Annotated in this window: 24 protein-coding genes; 9 read left to right on the top strand and 15 right to left on the bottom strand. The window is 62.4% G+C overall.

Annotated features, from left to right (window positions below):
• Positions 1-96: 96 nt before the first annotated feature.
• On the top strand, positions 97-2,934 hold the full coding sequence (locus tag PSH73_RS11190) for a TonB-dependent receptor (RefSeq protein ID WP_305462492.1): 2,838 nt from the start codon (positions 97-99) through the stop codon (positions 2,932-2,934).
• Between the two features lie 10 nt (positions 2,935-2,944).
• Here PSH73_RS11190 and PSH73_RS11195 read toward each other — a convergent pair whose 3' ends face one another.
• Positions 2,945-3,754, bottom strand: a complete 810-nt coding sequence (locus tag PSH73_RS11195) for a helix-turn-helix domain-containing protein (RefSeq protein WP_057959583.1) — start codon at positions 3,752-3,754, stop codon at positions 2,945-2,947.
• Positions 3,755-3,866: 112 nt separating this feature from the next.
• Here PSH73_RS11195 and PSH73_RS11200 point away from each other — a divergent pair, with 112 nt between their 5' ends.
• Positions 3,867-4,178, top strand: coding sequence for a DUF2834 domain-containing protein (locus PSH73_RS11200; protein WP_120732864.1), 312 nt, complete (start codon positions 3,867-3,869; stop codon positions 4,176-4,178).
• On the top strand, positions 4,175-4,606 hold the full coding sequence (locus PSH73_RS11205; RefSeq protein WP_057959585.1) for an MAPEG family protein: 432 nt from the start codon (positions 4,175-4,177) through the stop codon (positions 4,604-4,606). The genes PSH73_RS11200 and PSH73_RS11205 overlap by 4 nt, the downstream gene beginning before the upstream one ends.
• Here PSH73_RS11205 and PSH73_RS11210 read toward each other — a convergent pair.
• A complete protein-coding gene (locus tag PSH73_RS11210; protein ID WP_057959586.1) occupies positions 4,596-5,198 on the bottom strand; it encodes a glutathione S-transferase family protein in 603 nt (200 codons plus the stop codon). The two genes, PSH73_RS11205 and PSH73_RS11210, sit on opposite strands and share 11 nt — an antisense overlap.
• Before the next feature lie 226 nt (positions 5,199-5,424).
• On the opposite strand from PSH73_RS11210, the gene PSH73_RS11215 reads away from it, so the two are divergent.
• Complete coding sequence (locus PSH73_RS11215) at positions 5,425-5,607, top strand: hypothetical protein (RefSeq protein ID WP_057440026.1); 183 nt, start codon at positions 5,425-5,427, stop codon at positions 5,605-5,607.
• Between the two features lie 37 nt (positions 5,608-5,644).
• Here the strand turns inward: PSH73_RS11215 and PSH73_RS11220 are convergent, their stop codons facing one another.
• Entirely contained in the window at positions 5,645-5,929 is a 285-nt protein-coding gene (locus PSH73_RS11220; RefSeq protein WP_057440027.1) for a hypothetical protein, read from the bottom strand.
• Positions 5,930-6,224: 295 nt separating this feature from the next.
• Between PSH73_RS11220 and PSH73_RS11225 the strand changes: the two genes are divergently transcribed.
• Complete coding sequence (locus tag PSH73_RS11225) at positions 6,225-6,956, top strand: tellurite resistance TerB family protein (protein ID WP_057959587.1); 732 nt, start codon at positions 6,225-6,227, stop codon at positions 6,954-6,956.
• A gap of 1,115 nt (positions 6,957-8,071) precedes the next feature.
• On the opposite strand, the gene PSH73_RS11230 is transcribed toward PSH73_RS11225, so the two are convergent.
• The 9 genes from PSH73_RS11230 to PSH73_RS11270 form a co-directional block, all read right to left on the bottom strand.
• Positions 8,072-8,800, bottom strand: coding sequence for a hypothetical protein (locus PSH73_RS11230; RefSeq protein ID WP_305462496.1), 729 nt, complete (start codon positions 8,798-8,800; stop codon positions 8,072-8,074).
• Between the two features lie 107 nt (positions 8,801-8,907).
• Entirely contained in the window at positions 8,908-11,622 is a 2,715-nt protein-coding gene (mgtA, locus tag PSH73_RS11235) for a magnesium-translocating P-type ATPase (protein ID WP_186626204.1), read from the bottom strand.
• A 209-nt stretch (positions 11,623-11,831) separates the two neighbouring features.
• The gene (locus PSH73_RS11240) at positions 11,832-12,116 is read right to left on the bottom strand and encodes a hypothetical protein (protein WP_081044239.1); all 285 of its coding nucleotides are present in this window, start codon (positions 12,114-12,116) and stop codon (positions 11,832-11,834) included.
• A 305-nt stretch (positions 12,117-12,421) separates the two neighbouring features.
• The gene (locus PSH73_RS11245; RefSeq protein ID WP_128593754.1) at positions 12,422-13,033 is read right to left on the bottom strand and encodes a LysE family transporter; all 612 of its coding nucleotides are present in this window, start codon (positions 13,031-13,033) and stop codon (positions 12,422-12,424) included.
• A 45-nt stretch (positions 13,034-13,078) separates the two neighbouring features.
• Entirely contained in the window at positions 13,079-13,906 is an 828-nt protein-coding gene (locus PSH73_RS11250; protein ID WP_169990245.1) for an AraC family transcriptional regulator, read from the bottom strand.
• Positions 13,907-13,958: 52 nt separating this feature from the next.
• Entirely contained in the window at positions 13,959-14,645 is a 687-nt protein-coding gene (gene arsH, locus PSH73_RS11255) for an arsenical resistance protein ArsH (RefSeq protein WP_305462498.1), read from the bottom strand.
• A 12-nt stretch (positions 14,646-14,657) separates the two neighbouring features.
• Positions 14,658-15,128, bottom strand: a complete 471-nt coding sequence (locus PSH73_RS11260) for an arsenate reductase ArsC (RefSeq protein ID WP_057440034.1) — start codon at positions 15,126-15,128, stop codon at positions 14,658-14,660.
• Positions 15,129-15,140: 12 nt separating this feature from the next.
• Positions 15,141-16,424, bottom strand: coding sequence for an arsenic transporter (locus PSH73_RS11265; protein ID WP_057440035.1), 1,284 nt, complete (start codon positions 16,422-16,424; stop codon positions 15,141-15,143).
• A gap of 18 nt (positions 16,425-16,442) precedes the next feature.
• Entirely contained in the window at positions 16,443-16,799 is a 357-nt protein-coding gene (locus PSH73_RS11270) for a metalloregulator ArsR/SmtB family transcription factor (RefSeq protein ID WP_057444819.1), read from the bottom strand.
• Between the two features lie 175 nt (positions 16,800-16,974).
• Here PSH73_RS11270 and PSH73_RS11275 point away from each other — a divergent pair, with 175 nt between their 5' ends.
• From PSH73_RS11275 to PSH73_RS11290, 4 genes are all read left to right on the top strand, one after another.
• Positions 16,975-17,190: a hypothetical protein gene (locus PSH73_RS11275; RefSeq protein WP_003212603.1), complete on the top strand. Its 216-nt coding sequence runs from the start codon at positions 16,975-16,977 to the stop codon at positions 17,188-17,190.
• Between the two features lie 91 nt (positions 17,191-17,281).
• A complete protein-coding gene (locus tag PSH73_RS11280; protein ID WP_057440118.1) occupies positions 17,282-17,977 on the top strand; it encodes an AzlC family ABC transporter permease in 696 nt (231 codons plus the stop codon).
• On the top strand, positions 17,974-18,285 hold the full coding sequence (locus tag PSH73_RS11285) for an AzlD domain-containing protein (protein WP_057440036.1): 312 nt from the start codon (positions 17,974-17,976) through the stop codon (positions 18,283-18,285). The genes PSH73_RS11280 and PSH73_RS11285 overlap by 4 nt, the downstream gene beginning before the upstream one ends.
• Before the next feature lie 39 nt (positions 18,286-18,324).
• Complete coding sequence (locus PSH73_RS11290; RefSeq protein ID WP_057440037.1) at positions 18,325-18,678, top strand: hypothetical protein; 354 nt, start codon at positions 18,325-18,327, stop codon at positions 18,676-18,678.
• Positions 18,679-18,814: 136 nt separating this feature from the next.
• Here the strand turns inward: PSH73_RS11290 and PSH73_RS11295 are convergent, their stop codons facing one another.
• The 3 genes from PSH73_RS11295 to PSH73_RS11305 form a co-directional block, all read right to left on the bottom strand.
• A complete protein-coding gene (locus PSH73_RS11295) occupies positions 18,815-19,519 on the bottom strand; it encodes a YoaK family protein (protein WP_057959594.1) in 705 nt (234 codons plus the stop codon).
• Between the two features lie 79 nt (positions 19,520-19,598).
• Positions 19,599-21,233, bottom strand: a complete 1,635-nt coding sequence (locus PSH73_RS11300) for an ABC-F family ATP-binding cassette domain-containing protein (protein ID WP_305462500.1) — start codon at positions 21,231-21,233, stop codon at positions 19,599-19,601.
• Between the two features lie 146 nt (positions 21,234-21,379).
• Positions 21,380-22,417, bottom strand: coding sequence for a DNA topoisomerase IB (locus PSH73_RS11305; protein ID WP_169990247.1), 1,038 nt, complete (start codon positions 22,415-22,417; stop codon positions 21,380-21,382).
• Positions 22,418-22,456 lie beyond the last annotated feature (39 nt).

Raw genomic sequence — 22,456 nt, forward strand, 5'->3', positions numbered from 1 at the left:
TATTTTTTTACGTTCCCCCCGTAGTTTTTCCAGACTCGCTTGGCCTCTAGGAATAACCCACCGAAACAGGTGGGCCTTCACCTCTAGGAGCCCTGCATGATTTCTCCCGCAAGTGTCTTGCGCACCCGCACATTGGGTCTGTTGTTACTCAGCCTGCAACCGCTGTACAGCACGGCGGTTTTCGCCCAGGCCGAGCGCCAGCCCTACAGCATCGAAGCCGGCCCGCTGGACCAGGCACTCTCGCGCTTCGGCGTGCAGGCGGGTATCAGCATGGCGGGCAGTTCGACGCTGACGGCGGGCAAGCGCAGCAACGGCCTGCACGGCGATTTCAGCACCGAAGCCGGCCTGGCAAAGTTATTGGCGGGCACGGGCTTGAGTTTTCAGCGCCGGGCCGATGGCAGCTTTGAACTGCATCCGGCGACCAGTGCAGTGGTGCTGCCGTCGCAGAAAGTCACTGGCGATGACCTTGAGAAAAAAGCGGTGTACACCGAGCCACGTTCGCTGGTGTATATCTCCAACGAAGAAGTGCGCCGCTTTGGCGTGATCTCCGCCGGCGACCTGCTCAAGGGCCAGCCGGGGGTGCAGGTGGGTGACAGCCGTAATGGCGGTGGCCTGGATGTGAATATCCGCGGGATCCAGGGGCAAAGCCGGGTCGCGGTCACGGTCGACGGTTCGCAGCAGGCGCTGGATGTCTATCGCGGCTATGCGGGCACGCAACAGCGCAGCTACATCGACCCCGACCTGATCAGCGACGTGTCCATCGACAAAGGCCCCAGCCTGACCTCCAGCGCCATCGGCGGCACGGTGGCAATCCGCACCCTGGGTGTCGATGACATCCTGCGCGACGGCAAGAACGTGGGCCTGCGCCTGAAGGGCGATCTGTGGAACAACGGCGTCGAGCCGGCCTCGCGCAACAGCCATTCGACCACCGAGGACCTGTACTCCGAACCGCACCAGAACCGTGGCGGCCTGTTCGGTTCCGACTCGGAATCGGGCAGCGCGGCGTTTGCCTATACCCATGACCTGTTTGATGTGGTGGCCGCCTACGCCCATCGCAACCAGGGCAACTACTTCTCCGGCAAGCACGGCCAGGACCGCTACCGCACCTTTGACCGCTATGGCCAGGAAAACATGACGGTGGCCACTACCTACAACGCCGGCGAAGAGGTGCTCAACTCCTCGGCAGAGACCGAGTCGATCCTGCTCAAGACCACCCTGCGCCCGGCCGATGACCACACCTTCGACTTCGGCTACATCCGTTACGATGGGCGCATAGGCGAGATCATGCCCTCGGACATCTTCCGTTTCGGCACCGGCGGTATCTACCAGTACCCGCGCGGCAGCACCAAGATCGACACCTACACCGCCCGCTATCACTACCTGCCCACGGGCAATATGCTGGTGGACCTGACGACCAGCCTGTGGATGACCGATGCCAAGACCAGCCAGTTGACCTCGGTGCTGGCGCCAAAATCCCAGGCCTATCGTTCGGACCGCAACTGGACGCGCCAGGATGACCGACGCATCGGCGGTGAACTGGCCAATACCTCGCGTTTTGATACGCGCTATGGCGATTTCAAGCTGGACCTGGGGGGCTCGTTCCAGCTCGAGGAGCTGCAGCCGCAAAAGAGCGTGGTCACCACACAGAACGATATCAACGCCAACCGCAGCCTGCGTGACGGTTCGCGCAAGGAATTCAGCCTCAACGGCAAGCTGGAGTACAAACCGGTGGATGAGCTGACGGTGTGGGGCGGCGGGCGCTATACCTACTACCGCACCAAGGACCATGTACCGCACGCGACCGCCCAGCGCGAGGAGCGTGAGTTGCGCTACGTGAACGTGATCAAGCCGGGCAGCTACGGCAATATGCTGTGGTTCCCCGACGCCAACGGCCAATACACCGACGCCACCGACCCGCGCCTGAATAACGGGATTGTGTTCAGCGACACCAACAACCCGTTTGATGGCCCGCGCTACAACGACTATGGGGGCGTTGGCACACTCGTCTATCCGTCGCAGGTGGGCGAAGTGGTCACCGGCTACACCTATTCGGGCAAGCAGAGCGACAGCAAGGGCGCCTTTTCGCCGGCCATCGGCATCAACTACGAGATCGCTCCGGATACTTTCATCTATGCCTCGTACACCCAGGGCCTGCGCATGCCCTCGCTGTTCGAAACCAGCCAGGGCACCCTGCAGACCATGCCTGGCAAGGGCCTGAAACCGGAGCGTTCGAGCAACTGGGAAATCGGCGCGAGCACCCTGCAAAAAGGCCTGCTGGCGGACAACGACACGGCGGCGATCAAGCTGGCGTACTTCAATAACACCATCAAGAACTACGTGACCCGCTACTACGACCCAAGCCCTGGCCTGATGGGCCTGATGAACTTCAGCAATACCGACAGCTTCAAGACCAGCGGCCTGGAACTGCAATCGAAATACGATGCCGGTTGGGTCTTTGCCGACCTGTCCTCGACCTACTACCTGAAGACCGAAACCTGTGACTCGGCCTTCGCCGCGCGCCTGCGGGCCAGTTCCAACCCTTGGCGGAAGCTTGACGACACCCCCAACTGCACCGCGGGCAGCTTCATGGGCTCGTACACCAACACCCAGAACCCACCACGGGTCGCCGGTAACCTGACCTCGGGCCTGCGCTTCTTTGACCAGACCCTGACCGTGGGCGGGCGCCTGACTTACACCTCGGGCCCGACCGTCACCGCCGACAAATCCTGGCAGACCGGCGCCACCACGCCGCAGCTGGTTTATCGCGAAGTGGCGCTGGTGGACCTGTTCCTCGACTACAAATGGCAAGACCACACCCAGTTCAACGTGTCGCTGGACAACCTGACGAACCGTTACTACCTGGACCCGCTGGCCCAGAGCTTTATGCCGGCGCCGGGGCGCACGTTGCGCATGGGCGTGGTGACCAAGTTCTGATCAGCGACGCCTAGCGGTTCAGGAAGTGTTCGTAGGCTGCGGTCATGACCTGCCAAGTGTGGGGATTGGCCGGGATCAGGTGCTCGATGCGCAATGAGGTGACGGTGATGTCCTGGGGCATGCCGAACGTGGTGAAGGTGGACATGAAATCCAGCTGGCCATGCCGTGAATTCACGCGGGTCAGCACCAGCGGCGGCAGTTGATTGGCCAGGGGTGTCGAGCCGTGCGGCACGGGCAGGCTTTGCAGCAGCGTGGCCAGGGTCGGGTTACCCAGTGCTTCACGGGCAGCCCGTTGCCAGGCGAGGTTGCGGATCTCGTCGGCATTGAGCAGATGGTCGCCCAGCCCCCCCGGTTGCAGCAGGGTGGTCAGCAGGTTCAGGCCTCGTGCCGCGTCTGGCGCCAAACCCACCAGGTCGAACAACACCTGGGTGCTGGCATTGGCGGCGAGCACTTCCCAGTGACTGCCCAGCACGATCGCCGGCGCCGGATTGTTGGCCTTCAGTACATGGCTGATGGCATCCCGAATGGCATCCATTGCCGGCGCTGCGAGCGGCGTGGCTTCATAGCGCGGGGCGTAGCCGGCGGCCAGGAACAGGCTGTTGCACTGCTCCAGGGGCACCTCGAGGGCGCTGAGCAGGTTATGCAAGGTGCCCGGGCTGGCCTTGGCGCGGCCGGTTTCGATACAGCTCAAGTGGCGCTGGGAAATGCCACTGATCAGCGCCAGCTGCAATTGGCTCAACTTCGCCTGACGGCGCAACAGCCGCAGTTGGGTGCCGGCGTCGGTCTCGGGGTTGGCGCGGGGGAAGGGTGGGCGGTTCATGGATGGACTCTGGCAGGGCGGGGCGGGGGGCGTCCATGACCTCGCAGGTCATTGAGATGGCGGCGACGTTATCACTAATCTGCGGCTTGCCCAATCCTGCGTGGTGGACACTATGCACAGACCCTACATCGCCCTCGCTAGCCTGCTGGCGTTCTCCCTGTACACCCTGGGCACCCTGCTCTGGGCCGAGCAGTCGCTGCTGGCGTTCGGCCTTGAGCTGCTATCCAGGCCCGATACCGCCCAGGTGGTGATCGACCTGTACCTGATGGCGGCCCTGGCGTGTGTGTGGATGTACCGCGACGCCCGGGCCAAGGGCCGGTCCCAGGCCAGTGTGTTGCCTTATTGGCTGCTGACGGCGGTCTTTGTCTCAGTCGGCCCGCTGCTGTACATCGTGGTCAACGGCTTTGCCAGGGGCCGGCAATGAGCAGCAGCCTGCATGTGTTTGCCCTGTGCGTGCTGGTGTTATTTGCCAAGATGCTGGCGATTTCCTGTTACCAGGGGTTTTTCCGCCTCAGGCACCGGGCGTTCACCAACCCCGAGGATGCCGGTTTTTTCAAGCGCGATGCCCTGGTGCACGAACTGTCCGCCGTCAGCCGGGCAAGCAGGGCCTGGGCCAATGACCTGGAGAATATTCCGCTGTTCTTCGCGCTGGGCGGGTTGTGCGTGGCGTTGGGCACCCATGGGGTGGCGACGGCCTGGCTGTTTGCCCTGTTCACCGTCGCGCGGGTGCTACATACCTTGATGTACCTGGGTCGCCGCCAACCCTGGCGCACCCTGGCCTATGGCGTTGGCCTGGCGTGCCTGCTGGGGTTGGCGGGGTTGATCGGTGCGGCGCTACTGCCTATTCGATAGGGTATTTGCCGAATGCCGGGTGTTGCTCGGCCAACTGGGCGTGGCGTTGCAGGTTGGGAAAGTCATCGGCCTTGACCACCGAGGGCACCGCGTACTGGCTAAAGGACCACGCCACCGCGACGCTCAACGACGCCTGGGTCAAGGGCTCGCCTGGAGCGTTGGCCAAGAGTTTTTCCAGGCCCGAATAGGCCGCCAGCAGTTGCCCGGTTACTCGATCGAGCCATGGTGCATGCAGCTTCTCTGCGGGCCGCAGGTTGTGCTCGTAGTAAATCTGCACGCTCTTGTCACAGGCGGCCAATGCCAGGCCGATCACTTGCAGGTCCCGTGCACGGGCCGCAGCAGTTTGGGGCAAGAGTTTTTTATCGGCTGGTGCCAAGGTTTCGAAATAATCCAGGATCAGGCTGGAGTCCATCAGCACCGTCCCGTCGTCCAGCACCAGGGTCGGGGCCTTGACCACCGGGTTGATCCTGGCGAATTCGTCGAAGGTGCTGAACACCGAGAGGGATTGCTGCTCAAAGTCCACCCCATACAGATCCAGGGCAATCGCCACGCGGCGTACATACGGCGAGTCCAGCATGCCAACCAGTTTCATGAAGCCTCCATTGCTATCAAGGGGAAGGGTTTGTGCGTTGACTTGATGCCGCTGTTTTTTACCATAAATGCCTGGTTGAAACTCAGCCCGATCGTCTGTGGACCCTTGGCGGGATCATGTTGAGCGCGAACGGCAGTCAGCGACGTTCGGTAGGCCGCAGGGCCGGGATCGGGAGTATGGTGGACCGGGCAACCCGTGGATTATCTCTGGAAGAGGAGAGGTGACTATGAGCGTTCCCCTGTTGAACAAGATGCAGCTCAATGGCTATGAAATTGTCCGGGTCAATAGCGGCCCATGGCGCGTCTGCACCAAGGATGATCGACTGGCTTCATTCAGCTCCCGCGAACAGGCGCTGGCCTATGCCGCGACCTTGCCGGGCTACAAGGCCCGGCCACGGCCGACCCCATAACCTTGGAGGGGGCCGGATTTGCGGCCCCCGCACCGGGTCAGACGAAGGGCTGGCCGCTGAACCCGCGTGGTAGGCGCTGCAGGCCGGGCAGCTCGGTCAGGCGTTGGGTCCAGGCGCTGCGCCAGTCATTGTGGGGGCTACCGGAGCGGGCTCTGCGTGCCGCGCGGCGCGATGCGTTGCGCTGGTTACGGCGGGCTTCCTTGTAGGCATCGGTGTTGCGGCAGGTGCGGCATTTAACCCGGTTCAGTTCCACCGTGGACGTCAGGTTATTGCCGTGATGGCCGCAAGCGAGGTGCCCCGCGACCTTGAAGTGAGTGACCATGTCAGCGTCTCCTTCTGTGAGGGTACGCGGCACCGCTAATCTGTTGATGCTCGCGCTCAAGGCCAGGCCGATTGAGGCCGAGCCCTTATATTTCCGACCCCACGCGCGCGCTGACGTTCACCACCCGTCTTGGTGTGCCGAATCTGAAGAATTCTCACGGTGGCTAAAGGCCGGCGCCGGGTTTGCTGGGGCGCGTTCAGGTCGCCAACTCCGTGCCTGCTGGGCGGCCTTGGCGTTACCGGTTCCAGGGACTATTGTTGATTGTCTGGCGCACAGCCCAAAGGAGGGCGATACCATGAACACCAGTGCTCTACTGGAACAACTGCTCCGTGCAGGCCAAGCCTCGATGGCGCAGCAAGGCGGCTCGGCGGCACCCCAGGGTGGCGCGGGAGGGCTCGGTGGCTTGGGCGGCCTGCTCGGTGGGTTGCTGCGCGGCGGCGGCTCCGCAACGGCGTCGGGCGGTGGCGGCCTCGGCGATCTGCTGGGTGGCCTGGGTGGCATGTTGGGCGGGACCCAGGCGAGCGGATCGACCCGCGCGCGCACTGGCGGTGCCAACTACGCGGCCCTGGCGTCACTGGGGATGATGGCGTTCCAGGCGTATCAGGCCTGGCAACGGCAACAGGCCTCGGCGCCGCAACAGACGCTGCAGACGGTTGACCAGTTGTCTGGCGCCGATGTCGAGGCCCATAGCCATGCGGTACTGCGTGCATTGATCGCGGCGGCCAAGGCGGATGGGCGGATTGATGAGAAAGAAAAGGCCTTGATCTCCCAGGAGATCGGGCGCCACACCGACGATCCGGACTTGCAGCAATGGCTCGACGCTCAAGTCGCCAAGCCCCTGGATGCAACCGACTTTGCCGAATATGCCAATGACCCGGCGGTGGCTGCCGAGGTCTACCTGGCCAGCGTCATGTTGGTGGATGACCAACAGGACGCCGAGCGCAACTACCTGGACGAGTTGGCAGGTGCGCTGGGCATCGAGCCGGAGCTGCAACTGCACCTTGAGCAGCAAGCCAAACCGGCCTGATACCGAGGCAACTTGAAGCGTGTGCTTGCTGCAGAGCCCTAGTGCGGCTGCGATAGTGGTGGCTCAGCCAACATCAAGGCCAGCCATACCGCCGCCATCGCAGCCTCGCCGGGGCTCGACAGCTCCCACATTATTTTGTGGCCAGTTGGCATAACGTGTTCGCTGTAGGGCGCCCGCGTTAAGGTCCGCAGTCCCGGCAAACACCGACGAACCCTGTGGGAGCTGTCGAGCCCCAGCGAGGCTGCGAAAGCGGTGGGTCAGCCAACATCAATGCCAGCCGTACCGCCGCCATCGCAGCCTCGCCGGGGCTCGACAGCTCCCACATTATTTTGTGCCAGCTGGCATAACGTGTTCGCTGTAGGGCTCCAGCGTTAAGGTCCGCAGTCCCGGCAAACACCGACGAACCCTGTGGGAGCTGTCGAGCTTCAGCGAGGCTGCGAAAGCGGTGGCTCAGCCAACATCAATGCCAGCCGTACCGCCGCCATCGCAGCCTCGCCGGGGCTCGACAGCTCCCACATTATTTTGTGCCAGTTGGCATAATGTGTTCGCTGTAGGGCGCCAGCGTTAAGGTCCGCAGTCCCGGCAAACACCGACGAACCCTGTGGGAGCTGTCGAGCTTCAGCGAGGCTGCGAAAGCGGTGGCTCAGGCAACATCAATGCCAGCCGTACCGCCGCCATCGCAGCCTCGCCGGGGCTCGACAGCTCCCACATTATTTTGTGCCAGCTGGCATAGCGTGTTCGCTGCAGGGCGCCCGCGTTCGAGAACACAGATCCCGCAAACCCCGATAAACCCTGTGGGAGCTGTCGAGCTTCAGCGAGGCTGCGAAAGCGGTGGCTCAGCCAGCATCAATGCCAGCAGTACCGCCGCCATCGCAGCCTCGCTGAAGCTCGACAGCTCCCACATTATTTTGTGCCAGCTGGCATAACGTGTTCGCTGTAGGGCGCCCGCGTTCGAGAACACAGATCCCGCAAACCCCGATAAACCCTGTGGGAGCTGTCGAGCCCCAGCGAGGCTGCGAAAGCGGTGGCTCAGCCAGCATCAATGCCAGCAGTACCGCCGCCATCGCAGCCTCGCTGAAGCTCGACAGCTCCCACATTGATCTCCCTCCAGTGTTTCAGAACCGTAGGGTAGCCCCGGTCGTCAGCCAGCGGTCGCGATCCCCGGTCAGGTTGCGTCCGACCACCAGGTCCACATCGACTTGCTGACCCAAATGCACCCGCGGCCCGGCTTGCCAGGCCTGGTCGCCGCCTTGTTGGCCATAGCGTTCTGCCAATAGCGTCAACGAGTTCGCCAAGCGGTATTCCAGGCCTGTGCCCCAGGTCAGTCGGTGGTTTTGTTCGCCATCGTCATAGGCATGGGCCCAGCCGGCGTTGAGGTTCAAGCGTAGCGTCTGAGACGCTTGCCAGGTCAGCGGCAGGCTCAGGTCTGCGCCGTCGAATGGGTGCCGGCGATCCACCGCGATATGCGCTGCCGCCGCCCAGGCGATCTCCACGCCGGCATCCTGCCAGGCCCACAATGAGCCCTTGAGCTGCGGGCTGAGCTGGGTCTGCTCAGGGTCATCCTCGAGGGCGGCGCCCCATTGCAGGTTGGGCATTGCGCGGGATGTGCAGGCGGCGGAGAGGGTGGTGTGCGATGTCGAGCGGGTGTAGCCGCCGTCGATATTGCATTCGCCGGGGGCGTTGATGGCGCCATCGTCCACCACATAGGAACCACCGGCGGCGAAGGCCTTGGACAGCAGGCCGAGCACCAGGAAGGCGCCGATAAAAATCAGGTTGCGCCGCAGCGCCCGTTGCCGCGATGCCGGTAGCCAGTCAAAGGCAGCAAGGAAGGTGTGTTTGTGCATGGGGTCATGCTCCAAATGAACAGAATTATCTGTAGCGATGGTGCTGTTGGAGTGGGCTGGGTGTGGCAAACCTGTCTGCCACACCCAGCCCGGTCACAACAGCAAACTCAGTACCACTGCTTGAAGCGGCGGATGTAGATCGTCTTCATCAGCTGTGCCACACAGCAGTAGGCGAGCAAGGTGCCGACCAGCCAAGGGAAGTAGGCCCAAGGCAAGGGTTGCAGGCCCACGATCGTGCCCAGGGGCGAGAAGGGCACATAGATCCCCAGGGCGATGACCAGGCTGGTCATCATCAACACCGGCCAGGCGGCGGTGCTCTGGAAGAATGGGATCTTGCGGGTGCGCAACATATGCACCACCAGGGTCTGGGAGAGCAGCCCTTCGACGAACCAGCCGGACTGGAACAGGGTCTGCATTTCCACACTATTGGCCGCAAACACGTACCACATCAGGGCAAAGGTGGTGATGTCGAAGATCGACGAGGTCGGCCCGATCCAGATCATAAAGCGCCCGATGTTCTGCGCGTCCCACTTGCGGGGCTTGGCCAGGTACTCCTTGTCCATCTTGTCCCACGGCAGGGCCAGTTGGGAGATGTCATACATCAGGTTCTGCAGCAGCAAGTGGATCGCCAGCATCGGCATGAAAGGGATGAACGCACTGGCCACCAGCACCGAGAACACGTTGCCGAAGTTGGAACTGGCCGTCATGTTCAGGTACTTCATGATATTGCCGAAGGTCTCGCGCCCTTTAAGCACACCTTCTTCGAGCACCATCAGGCTCTTTTCCAGGAGGATGATGTCGGCCGATTCCTTGGCAATATCAGTCGCGCTGTCCACCGAGATGCCGACGTCGGCATCGCGCAGGGCTGGTGCATCGTTGATGCCGTCGCCGAGGAAACCCACGGTGTGACCATTGGCCTGCAAAGCCTTGAGCACCCGGGATTTTTGCAGCGGCGTCAGCTTGGCGAACACCGTGCGTTGCTCAACCTCCTGCTGGAGGGTCGCATCGTCCATGGCTTCGATATCCACGCCGAGCAGCGGCTCGCCAGGCTCCAGGCCAACCTGGCGGCAGATGGTGCGGGTGACCACGGCGTTATCGCCGGTCAGCACTTTGACCGCGACTCCGATCTCTTGCAGCGCAGCAATCGCCGGGCCGGCGGTTTCCTTCGGTGGATCGAGGAAAGTCAGGAAGCCGTGGATCACCAGGTTGCGTTCATCGGTGGGGGTGTATTGCTGGCGCGCCAGGGCCTTGGGAATGTTGCGGGTGGCCACCACCAGCACGCGGAAGCCGTCCTCGTTGAACTCGTTGGCGGTGTTCAGCAGTTCCTGGCGACGACGCTCGTCCAGAGCCACGGCGCTCGCGCCTTCCATCACATGGGTGGCGATAGCGAGCATTTCTTCCACGGCACCCTTGCACACCAGCAGGTGATCGCCGTGGCTGTCCTTGACGACAATCGACAGGCGCCGACGAACAAAGTCGAAGGGCAGTTCATCGACCTTGCTGTAGGCAAACGGCACCTGGAACTTGGGGTTGTGCTGGGAAAACGCGAGCACCGCCTGGTCCATCAGGTTCTTCATGCCGCTTTGATGATGGCTGTTAAGCCAGGCCAGGGACAGCACCTGGTCGTCCCGCTGGCCGAAGGCGTTGACGTGGTGCTCGAGGATGATTTTGTCCTGGGTCAGGGTGCCGGTCTTGTCGGTGCACAGCACGTCCATCGAACCGAAGTTCTGGATCGCGTTGAGGCGCTTGACCACCACTTTGCGCTTGGCCATGGCATTCGCGCCCTTGGCCAGGTTGGCGCTGACGATCATCGGCAGCATTTCCGGGGTCAGGCCCACGGCCACCGCCAGGGCAAACAGGAACGCGTCGCCCCAGTCGCCCTTGGAAAAGCCATTGAGGAAAAACACGATGGGCACCATCACCAGCATAAAGCGGATCAGCAGCCAACTGACGCTGTTCACCCCACGGTCAAAGGCGGTCTGCACCCGGGAGCCGACGATGGCCTTGGCCAGCGAGCCGAAATAGGTGCGTGGCCCGGTCGCCACCACCACTGCCTGGGCGCGGCCGCTGACCACGTTGGTGCCCATGAAGCAGATGTTGGGCAGATCCAGCAGGTTGCTCTGGTCGGCGGCGCTGAGGGTGGCGGATTTTTGCGTGACGTCGCCCAGGGTGTCGTATTTTTCCACGGGCAAGGCTTCGCCGGTCAGCACGGCCTGGCTGATAAACAGGTCGCGGGACTCGATCAGGCGGATATCGGCCGGGATCATGTCGCCGGCCGACAACTGCACGATATCGCCGGCCACCAGTTCACGCATCGGCACTTCGCGCAGGATGGGTTGGGCGCCGACCTGCTCGCGGCGCAGCACCGTGGCGGTGGTGCGCACCATGGCCTTCAGCGCCTCGGCGGATTTGGCCGAGCGATGCTCCTGCCAGAAGCGCAGCAGGCTGCTCAGGGCGACCATGGTCATGATGATAATGACCTTGGTCAGGTCGACGTCCTCACCGGCGCGCAGCGGCAGCCAGTAGTCGGTGACAAAACTGATCACCGCCAGGGTCAGCAGCACATAGATAAAAGGGTTGTTCAGGGCCTGGAGGAATTGCACGACAGCGTGTGGCGGCTTGTCGTGGGCCACTTCGTTATAGCCTTCGCGTTGCAGGCGGGCGCTGGCATCCAGTTCGGTCAGGCCGTCCTTGGTCGCCCGGACGTTGGCCAGGGTGGCCGCCAGGCCGTTTTGCGCTTCGCGGGCGGCACGCATCGACAGTTTGCTGTCATGGGTGGCGCGGTGCTTGTTGGGCAGTTGCGTGGTTTTTACGGCGCTCATAGTGTGTACTCCTGTCGACATACTCATTACTTGCCTGGTGGGCAGGCGAGCACGAACATGCCGAGTCGCAATTTTTTGCGATCAGTTCTAATAACTTTAAAGAGGTGAGTTAATTAACGGGCGCGCAGAAAACTGCCGCTGGCTTAGTTCGCAAAGAACGCCAGTTAATTAATTGACCAACTATCAGGAAGTTGCTGTTTCCAGTCGGCTTATGCCGCGTGCGCGCTCAACAACAGGCGCACGTGAACAGGCAGGCTGGAAACGTTCCGTCTCTGTGGATCTTGAGGGTCGGCATGGTCCCATTGCTGGACCAGGTGGCCGGTGGTGGGGCACAGGCGCCAGTGAGCACGCAGGTGCACCGGGCTGATACGCGGGGAGGGGCAGGCGAGGGCCGTGCGCGCGGGGGCAATGCCCCGGGAAACACGGCACGGCGTGGCACGCAGGGCTGAAGCCAGCGTGCGTACATCAGGTAGAACAAGGGTCTGGAAATTCATAACACACCTCGGGACCGGACTGGCGCCGGCTCAAGGCAGTTACGTTGGAGCATCAAGCTCTAGCGCAGCTAACCCGGCCTGGAAGGCGAGTCCCGTCTTTACTCTGGGTTTGGCGTCCGCCCCCTGTATTCACGGGGAGCGGACAGCGACTAGATACTGTGTCCATTGGCTTCTTTTGTGAGGTTGAAATAAGGCCCGAGTTGCAGGCACGGGCAATCTACTCAGGCAGGTAGGGGATGTCAATCAATAATGAACTTGTTTGGGCGCTTGTTCAGACTTCATTCAGATTGGCGTTATATATAAGTTCATACACTGTAGGCGGCCAATAACGCCAGATACATCAATACCAGGCCGCAGGCGCCATGGCTGATTCGCTGCCAAGTTGGCGAGGCGTTCTTTCGCAAGACATTCACCAAGCCCGCAATCAGAAAACACGACAGGATCGACGCCAGCATAAAACCGGCGAAAAACATCAGGGTCTGACCGTGACTCGGGGTGGTGCCGACGATGCCTGCCAGGGCACTGCCCAGGGCGCCCCAGTACACAATGTTCTTCGGGTTGGCCAAGGAGAGGGTTGCGCCGACCATCAGCGCGTTGCGCCCGGTGCTGGCCGGGGCGCTGTCGGGTTGCGGCAGGTGCCAGGCATCCAGCAGGCTGCGCAGACCGAGCCAGGCCAGGTACAGCGCGCAAACGGCGGTCAGGGGCACGCGTACCGCGTCGTGCTGGATCAGCAGGGCCATGCCGGTCAGGCCGATCACCGCCCAGGTCGCATCGCCCACCAGCGACCCGACCTGCACCAGCAATGCCGGGGCGAACCCATGCAGCAGGCCGCGGCGCAGGGTTTCTGCCAGCACTGCGCCAGGGGACAGGCAAAATACAAAGCCGAAGACCAGCGCGGAAAAAAAGATTGTCAGCATCACCCCCCCAAAATCAATCACGCACCTTCGCCGACACGTCGGCTGCTACAGGTCAGTTTGCGGCTGCGGGCGCTGAGCTGTCTTGGACCGGATTGCGCTCTGATAACGGCCAGGGGTAATGCCATACGCCGCACGGAAGTGCCGGTTGAGGTGGCTCTGGTCGGCAAAGCCCACTTCATGGGCGACTTCAGCGGCGCTCAGGCCGCTGCGCAGCAGGCCTTTTGCTCGGCGGGTACGCAACTGCATGGCCCACTGCCGGGGGCTCAGACCGGTTTCTTTCTGGAAGGTGCGCAGTACGTGGAATTTCGACAGGCCCAACTCGTCGCCCAGGGTATCCAGCGCCACGCCTTGATGTAACTGCGCAGCGAGTAGTTCCTGAGCCTGGGCCACCATCCCCGACCCGGCGCTGGCGCTACTGGGCAGGCGCACACCACTGAGCCTGACCACTTCGCCCAGCAGCAACACCAGGGCGTCTTCACTCAGCCCGCAAACCAGTGGGTCGGCGCTTAATGCGCCCTTGGCGGCCTGGGCCAGTTGCGCCGCCAGTTCCGGGGCAAAGCACAGCGCACGATCGAACTCCAGGTGCGCCAGCCCAAGGTCGGTGGCCAGGCGATCGGCCCCGGCGTACAGGCTGACAAAGTGCCAGGGTGCCCCCTCGGCCGCGCCGCCGCCCTGGATCTGGCCGGGGTTGTACAGGGTGATACTGCCCGGCCCGGCCTCGAAGGTGCGCCGGTCCAGCCACACCTGCTCGGCGCCGACCAGGTTGACGCCAATCACGCACTCGTCGTGGCTATGCCGGGCAAAGGTCAGGCCGGTGCAGGTGGTGCTGCTGATTTCGTAAGGGCCCAGCCAGGCGTGGTGCAGGGAACTCATGGGGTGGGCTCAGTGGCATCGGGTGCAGCAAAGCATACGCGTTTACCTGCGTTCAGATCGACCGTTGATTGACCCGGTCAGAGAGCGCTTGAGCATCTTCCTTGCGCTCAGAATAGCGCTGCACCAGTTCCGGATGCTCACGCACCAGCAGGGTGAACTTGACCAACTCTTCCATGACATCCACCACGCGATCATAGAGGGCTGAAGGTTTCATCCGGTCCTGATCGTCGAACTCCATGAAGGCCTTGGGCACAGATGACTGGTTGGGGATGGTCAGCATACGCATCCAGCGCCCCAGGACGCGCAGTTGGTTGACAGTGTTGAAAGACTGCGAGCCGCCGCAGACTTGCATCACCGCCAGGGTCTTGCCCTGGGTTGGGCGGATGGCACCCAGTGCCAGGGGTACCCAGTCGATTTGCGCCTTGAACACTGCTGACATCGAGCCGTGCCGTTCCGGTGAGCACCACACCTGGCCTTCGGACCATTGCATCAAGGCCAGTAGTTCCTGGACCTTGGGGTGATCGTTTGGAGCATCGTCCGGCATTGGCAGACCGGCGGGGTTGAAGACCCGTGTCTCGGCGCCTAGATGCTGAAGCACGCGCGCCGCTTCTTCCACCAGGAGTCGGCTGAAAGAGCGCGTACGGTTGGAACCATAGAGCAGGAGAATCCGTGGCCGTTGTGCGGTGTCAGCGTGGAGTGGGGTGCTCAATGTGAGGTCGAGGTTGGGTAGGGTGGTCATGACATTCTCCGCTTATAACAAGCCAATACGATCCAGCTCAGCCTTGATCTGTGCCGCATCGAGGCGGTTGAACGGGAGGTCGAACAGCGCCCGGCAGCGGGTTTCGATGATCTGCAGGGTGGCCTGGAAGGCGGCGTCAATCTGCGCCTCGTCGCCGTGTAGGTCCGACGGATCCTCAAGCCCCCAATGCGCCTTGATTGCCGGGCCAAAGTACACCGGGCAGGCTTCCTGGGCGGCTTTGTCGCACACGCTGATCACAATGTCGGGTGGGCTGTCTGCAAAGGCCTCGTTGCCCTTGCTGTACAAACCGTCGGTGCTGATGCCCGCGGCCTGCAATGTACTCAGGCTGCGTGGCAGGACCTGGCCCTTGGGAAAGCTCCCGGCGCTGATGGCATGGAACCCTGGCGGGGCCAGGTGGTTGAACAGGGCTTCGCTGAGGATACTGCGGCAGCTGTTGGCGGTGCAGATGAACAGGACTTTCATGACAATTCTCCGTTAAACACTCAGGCGCAGGGCCAGCGCCGCCAGGGTAAGCAATAGCACCGGCAAGGTCAGGACGATGCCGACCTTGAAGTAGTACCCCCACGTAATACGGATGCCCTTGCGCGCCAGGATATGCAGCCAGAGCAACGTCGCCAGGCTGCCGATAGGGGTGATTTTCGGGCCCAGGTCGCTGCCGATCACGTTGGCGTAGATCATCGCCTCCTTGACCACGCCCACGGCATGGCTGGCCTCGATGGACAGCGCGCCGATCAGCACCGTCGGCAGGTTGTTCATCACCGAAGACAGCAGCGCCGTCAGCAACCCGGTGCCCAGGGCCGCGCCCCACACGCCGTAATCGGCGAAGGTGTTGAGCCAGGTGGCGAGGTAAGTGGTCAGTCCGGCGTTACGCAGGCCGTAGACCACCAGGTACATGCCCAGGGAGAAAATCACGATCTGCCAGGGCGCTTCCTTGAGCACCTTGCGTGTGGAAATCTTGTGGCCTTTGGCGGCGATCACCAGCAGGAGCAGGGCGCAGGCGGCCGAGATGGCGCTGATGGGAATACCCAGGGGTTCGAGGGCAAAGCAGCCGACCAGCAGGATGCCCAGCACCCACCAGGCCGCGTGGAAAGTTGCCGGGTCATGAATGGCACTGGCCGGTTCAGGCAGGTCGGCGGGGTCATAACTGTGCGGGATGTCACGACGGAAGAACCACAGCAGCACGGCCAGGGTAGCGGCGACGCTGACCAGGTTGACTGGCACCATCACTGCCGCGTACTGGTTGAAGCCGATGTTGAAGTAGTCCGCCGAGACGATATTCACCAGGTTGGAGACCACCAGCGGCAGGCTGGCGGTGTCGGCGATAAACCCTGCGCCCATCACGAAGGCCAGGGTGGCGGCGGGTGAGAAGCGCAGGGCCAGAAGCATCGACATGACAATCGGCGTCAGGATCAGGGCCGCACCGTCATTGGCGAACAGTGCCGAGACCAGCGCCCCCAGCAGCACCATATAGGCGAACAGCCGGCGGCCACGGCCGCGCCCCCAGCGCGCGACATGCAGCGCGGCCCAGGCGAAGAAGCCGGCCTCGTCGAGGATCAGGCTGATGATGATCAGGGCGACGAAGGTGCCGGTGGCATTCCAGATGATCTGCCACACCACGGGGATATCCGCCAGGCTGATGACGCCGCAAGCCAGGGCCAGGATCGCGCCTATGGATGCGCTCCAGCCAACCCCCAGGCCTTTGGGTTGCCAGATGACCAAGACAATGGTGACGAGAAATATCGCGAAGGCGATCAGCATAAAAGTGTTCTCCAGGGGTCAGCAGCAGGTGCTGGCGCGTTGCGGTCGGTCACCCATTGCCGCCAGGCGCTGTGCGTCGCTTTGCAGCCAGGCTTGATTGGCTTGCAAGGTGGTCTCCAGCACCGTGCTCACCCATTGCGGCAACTGGGGATTTAGGCGGTAGTAAATCCACTGGCCCTGGCGACGGTCTACCAGCAGTGCGCAACTGCGCAGTTGCGCCAGGTGGCGGGAAATTTTTGGCTGGCTGTCATCCAGGGCATGGATCAGCTCGCAGACGCACAACTCGCCTTCGCGCAGGATCAACAAGATCAGCCTGATGCGTGTCGCATCGGCCAGGCATTTAAAAACGTCTGGGGGGGAGAACGGATCGCTCATGATCGGCGCCACTAAACATATGAGGATGCGAATATACGGATATCCATATGTAGTGTGCAACGAATATCCCGTTGATCCAGGTCAAGGGTCTGGGGATTGCCGGCAAGTGACTGAAATTAAAATGAAACACAACTGTCCTAAAGTGCCCGCCATTGATGAAAAAGGAAGTAACCGTGTGACCCGTGCCACTCGCAACCTGCGCAAGACCCTCGATTCCGTCGCGGACAACAACGAAACCGCGGCCTTCGATTTGATGCGCGCTGTCGAAAAACTCAGCGATGAAGTGCTGCGCCAGCGCCTGCTCAACACCATCCACCGGCTCAACCAGGATGCCCACGAACTGCGTGAGGCCAGGGATGCGGTGGAGCGGGTGTCGGTCAAGCTGGCCTGAATCGGCGGCTTAGCCGCGCGCAAGATCATTCAAGACAATCGCTGCGCTGGCAGGCATGCTTACGGGCTGTTTGCCGATGAGCCTGTTGTCCATGCCTACTGCCTTACCGCATTACGCTTTCGCCCGTGGCGCGATTGCGATTATTCCCCTGTCGCTGGCCTGTGCCCCGTGGGGCCTGTTGGCCGGTTCCCTGGCGATTGACGCCCAGTTCACCCCGCTGGAAAGCCAGGGTCTGTCGGCCATTGTGTTTGCCGGTGCGGCGCAGCTGGTGGCGATTGGCATGGTCAAGAGCGGCGCGAGCCTGATCGCCATTTTGCTCACCACCTTGCTGCTGACCTCTCAGCATCTGCTGTATGGCATGCATATGCGCAGCACCCTGTCGCCCTTGCCGGCGCGGTGGCGCATGAGCCTGGGCTTTTTGCTGACCGACGAGTTCTTTGCCCTGGTCAGCCAATACGACCGCCAGACCTTCAACCGCTGGTATGCCCTGGGCGTGGGCCTGACGTTCTACGTGGCCTGGAACCTGTTCACCCTGGCCGGCATCGTGCTCGGCAAGAGCATCCCCAACCTCGATCAACTGGGCCTGGAGTTCTCCATCGCCGCGACCTTTATCGCCTTGATCACCCCGGTGGTGCGTGATGTGCCGACGGTGGTGTGCGTGGCGGTGGCCCTGCTGTTTTCGGTGCTGCTCAGCTACTGGCACTGGGAGTCGGCGGTGGTGGTCTCGGGGTTGTTGGGCATGAGTGCAGGCTATGCCTGCAAGCGTTTGGGAGTGGGGCAGCGATGATTTTTGTGATGATTATCGGCATGGGCCTGGCGGTGTTTTTCAACCGTTATCTGTTTCTTGAGCCGCGCTTGCCGGTTCGCCTGAATCGCGGCGCCCGGGAGTTTCTCGGTTTTGCGGTGCCCGGCATGTTGACGGCGATCTGCGGGCCAATCATTTTCCTGGCCGAGCACAAGCTCAACCTGAGCCCCACCAACCCCTACCTGCTGGCCGGTATCTGCGCGGTGGCCTTGATGTTCTGGACGCGCAGCGTCTTGACCACGGTGCTGTCGAGCATGGCGCTGTTCTATCTGTTTCGCTGGTTGTTGTAGGCAGTGGTACAGTCGCGTTTTTTTCAAGGAAGCGATGGCATGCGGAAGGTGGTGATAGGTGCGTTGGTCCTGGCGGCGCTGGCCGGTTGCGCAGGTTCGAAGATGAAAGACGCACGCGCAGGCGCGCCCTATAAAACCCTGGCCTCTGACAAGGCCGCGCTGGTCGTTGCCCAGTGCATCCAGTTCGGTTGGCAGGACGAAGCGGTGTTCGGCGTTGATGCCGGAGGCTTTATGGAGCCGGCGCAAGGCGGTGGTCATACGGTCTACACCACGGGCGGTGATTACTTTGTCGATGTGCGCAGTGCCGGCGCCAGCACCACCGTCAGTTACTACGCAGCCGAAGATAATTTCGCTGCCAAGCGTCGCCTGGCGGCCTTGGCGACCTGTCTGTAGTTTGTTTCCTTAGATTTCTTCAGAAATGCCCGGCGGACACACCGCCGGCTTTGCCTTAATATTCTCGCGCTCGCCCAACATCATGGCTCTTTACCAGTACATGGACGTCGAGGCCTTGTGTTGGGCGGGCACCTTTTCAGCGTGGCATATAACCCAAGTGCCAACGCCGTGGAATCTTCAGCGACAGCAGGCCCAGTAGCGCCGACAGCAGGCCGCTGACCAGCAGGGCGCGAATGCCCATCTGATGCTCCAGCAAGGCGCCGATCACCGCGCCGACAAACATCCCGGCCCAGGGAATCAACTGTACGCGCCAGCCATCGCGACGCTCCCCCAGCATCCAGCGCCCCAGCCCCCGACCGAACCGCGACAACGCGCCGGTCACGTAAGTCAGCCCCACGGGCAGGCCATTGACCTGTTCCACCGCCGCATTGAGCATGCCCATGGCAATGATCGCGGCCAGCACGGCAGGCAATTGTTCGGCCAGCGGCCACGCTGCTGCCCCGCACAATAGCGTGGCAATACATAGCAACAGCGGCAACGCGTGGCGCTTGCTGATCCGACTGATGATCACACCCAGGGCGTTCCCCAGAATAAACGTCGCCACCAGCAGCGTCAGACGTCCGGTCAGCCCCAGGTCGCCTTCACTGATCGCCACCGCCAGCCGCGTGGTGTTGCCGCTCATGAACGAGACAAAATCGCCACTGGCCATAAAGCCAATGGCGTCAGTCATGCCGGCCAGTACCGAGAGGCTGGCCACCAGCGTCAGGCCAATGCGCCCGCGCCATTTGTGCTGGTGCTGCAGGACGGTATTGACCAAGGGTTTCGGGGAGGAGGGCAGCACGGCGGGAGGTTCCTCAATGAGATTATCCGGCCACTACCGTAGGACGCTTTCCTCTGAACTGCAATGACTTGGAACATCTTCAGTTCACCTCCAAGCGCCAGCCCATGGCGTCCCAGGTCAGGACGTGAGTCGGTTTGAGTGCCTGCAGAAATGCCGCGTCATGGGAGACCGCAATCAGCGCGCCGCTAAACCCTTGCAAAGCCTGTTCGAAGGCCATTACCGACTCCAGGTCCAAATGGTTGGTGGGCTCGTCCAGCAGCAGCAATTGCGCCGGGGTCTTGCGCCATAAGGCAATCGCCATGGCGGCCTTCAACCGCTCGCCGCCACTGAGCTGGCCGATGGGTTGGGTTACGCGCAATGCGTCCAGTTGCAACAGGGCCAGGCGGGTGCGCAGCTCGGCTTCGGCCAGGGGCGTGTCCATCAGTTTGAGTTGTTCGACGATCGACTGCCGGTCATCGAGCAGCGTCAACTGTTGATCGAGATAGGCACAGGGTACGTGCACCGTGCAGGTGCCGCTGACCGGTTGCCATTGGCCGGCCAGCAGCTTGAGCAGGGTGGACTTGCCGCAACCATTGGGACCGTGGACTGCGACCCGTATCGGCCCACACAGGCTTGCGTTGATAAAGGTGCTCGGCGCGTGGGGAGCGAGCCAGGGCAGTTGGCAGTCGGTCAGGGTTAGCACCTGGCGGCCAGCAGGCAGGAGGGTGCCGGGCAAGGCGAGGAAGGTCGGTGTTTCGTCCACCACCCGTTCGTGGGCCGAGCGCACGCGTTCGTTCAACACCTGTTTGTGTTGCACGTGGGCGCTGCGCACGTTGCTGACGATTTCGTTGGCGGCGCCTTTCCAGCGGGATTTGGTGAAGGCATCGACGTTGGCGGTCTCGGCATGCTTACGGGCGCTCGCGGCGTGGCGCTGGAAGCTGTCGAGGTCTTTTTTCAGGCGCTGGCGCTCGCGGCGCCGATCTAGGCGGGCATGTTCCAGGGCGGCCTGGGCGGCGTGCTGCTGGGCATCGCGCTGCGCCCGGTAGTCGTCGTAGTTGCCGCCGTAGAGCCGGGCCCCGAGGGGCGACAGCTCGATGATTCGCCCCAGGGTGTTGAGCAGGCGCCGGTCATGACTGACCACTACCAGGGCGCCGCGCCAGGCGTTGAGAGTCGCCAGCAGCCAGTCGCGACCGGCGCTGTCGAGGTGGTTGGTGGGCTCGTCGAGAATCAGCAATTGCGGGGCGCGAAGTAAAGCACCTATCAGCGCGACCCTGGCCAGTTGGCCGCCACTGAGCTGTTCGGCGGGCTGGTCGGGGCTGATCTCGGCCAGGCCAGCGGCGTCCAGTGCCTGGCGCAGGCGTTCGGCCAGGTCCCAGCGATCATCAATCAGTTCCAGGTCGTCAGCCTGCGCTTGACCCCGGGCCATGCGTTCAAGGGCGGCCAGGGTTTGTGCGCAACCGCTGGCCTGGGCCACGGTCTGTCCCGGTAACAGCTCAATGGTCTGTGGGACATAGGCGATACGGGCCGATAATTTGATCACGCCACAGGACGGAACAAGCACGCCGGCCAGCAGGCGCGCCAATACGCTCTTGCCCATGCCATTACGGCCGACAATCCCGGTAGGGGTGCAATCAATAGACAGGTTGAGGTCTTCCAGCAGAATCTCGCCATTGGCGAACTGAAAACCCACGTGATGCAAGGAAACAAGTACAGGCAGCCGGTTGACGTCAGTCATCAGCACCTCCAGAACAATGTGGCACAAGCCAACAAGCGCGCCAGGCGGCTCGTTGCGTTTACATGTTGGAAGGCTTAGTTGTTCACGTCGGCGGTCGTCCTGCGGTCGGAAAGGACCGGTAGCCTAGCGCAGTTGCGTCATTTTTCCTACATCGGTGATGCCGCCGTCTGCAGTTGCTCAAGAAACATCGCCAGCCCCACCTCTTCGGCTTTCAAGCCCTTGCGCACCCTGGGCCTGGGCAGTTTCGCCAGCCCGCCCTGGCTGAAGTGCTCCAGCACCGCCGGGTGGATGTAGCACTTGCGGCACACCGCCGGGGTGTTGCCCAGTTGCCGGGCGACGTTCTTGACCATCTCCACCACATGCCTTTTGGCATCCGACTCCGGTTGCCACGCCAGCTCCCGCAACACCGCCAGGGCCAGGGCGCTGCCGGCCCAGGTGCGATAGTCCTTGGCGGTAAAGTCGGCGCCGGTGAGGCTGTGCAGGTAGGCGTTGACGTCGGTGGAGCTGACGGTACGCCGCTCGCCGTTTTCGTCCAGGTACTGGAACAGGTTCTGCCCCGGCAACTCCAGGCAGCGCTTGAGCACGGTGGCCAGGCGCCGGTCCTTGATGCTGACCTGATGCTCGACACCGCTCTTGCCACGGAACTGGAACTGGATTTCGCTGCCCTTGATATCCACGTGGCGGGTGCGCAGGGTGGTCAGGCCATAGGAGCGGTTATCGCGGGCGTATTGGCTGTTGCCGACGCGGATCAGCGTGGCATCGAGCAACAACACCACGGTGGCCAGGACTTTCTCCCGATTGAAGCCTGGTGCGTCGACCTGCGCTTGCAGTTGCTTGCGCAATTTGGGCAGCGCATTGCCGAACTGCTGCAGGCGCGAATACTTGTCACTGTCGCGCACCTCGCGCCAGCGTGGGTGATAACGGTATTGCTTGCGGCCGCGCGCATCGCGCCCGGTGGCCTGCAGATGGCCCTTGGGGTCGGCGCAGATCCACACGTCGGTATAGGCCGGCGGGATGGCGAGGGCGTTGATCCGCTGGATTTCGTCGGCGTCGGTCAGGCGTTGGCCGTGGCTGTCGAAATACTGGAACCTGCCCCGCAGTTTGCGGCGGCTCAGGCCCGGTTGGCTGTCATCAACGTAGTGCAGGTCACGGGGCAGGTCGGCAGGCACGGTGGAGTCGGGCATGGGGCAAAGTCCTTGGCAATAAATCAGGCCGGTATGGCT

This window comes from Pseudomonas sp. FP2294 (assembly GCF_030687625.1).
Taxonomy (GTDB): Bacteria; Pseudomonadota; Gammaproteobacteria; order Pseudomonadales; family Pseudomonadaceae; genus Aquipseudomonas; species Aquipseudomonas shahriarae.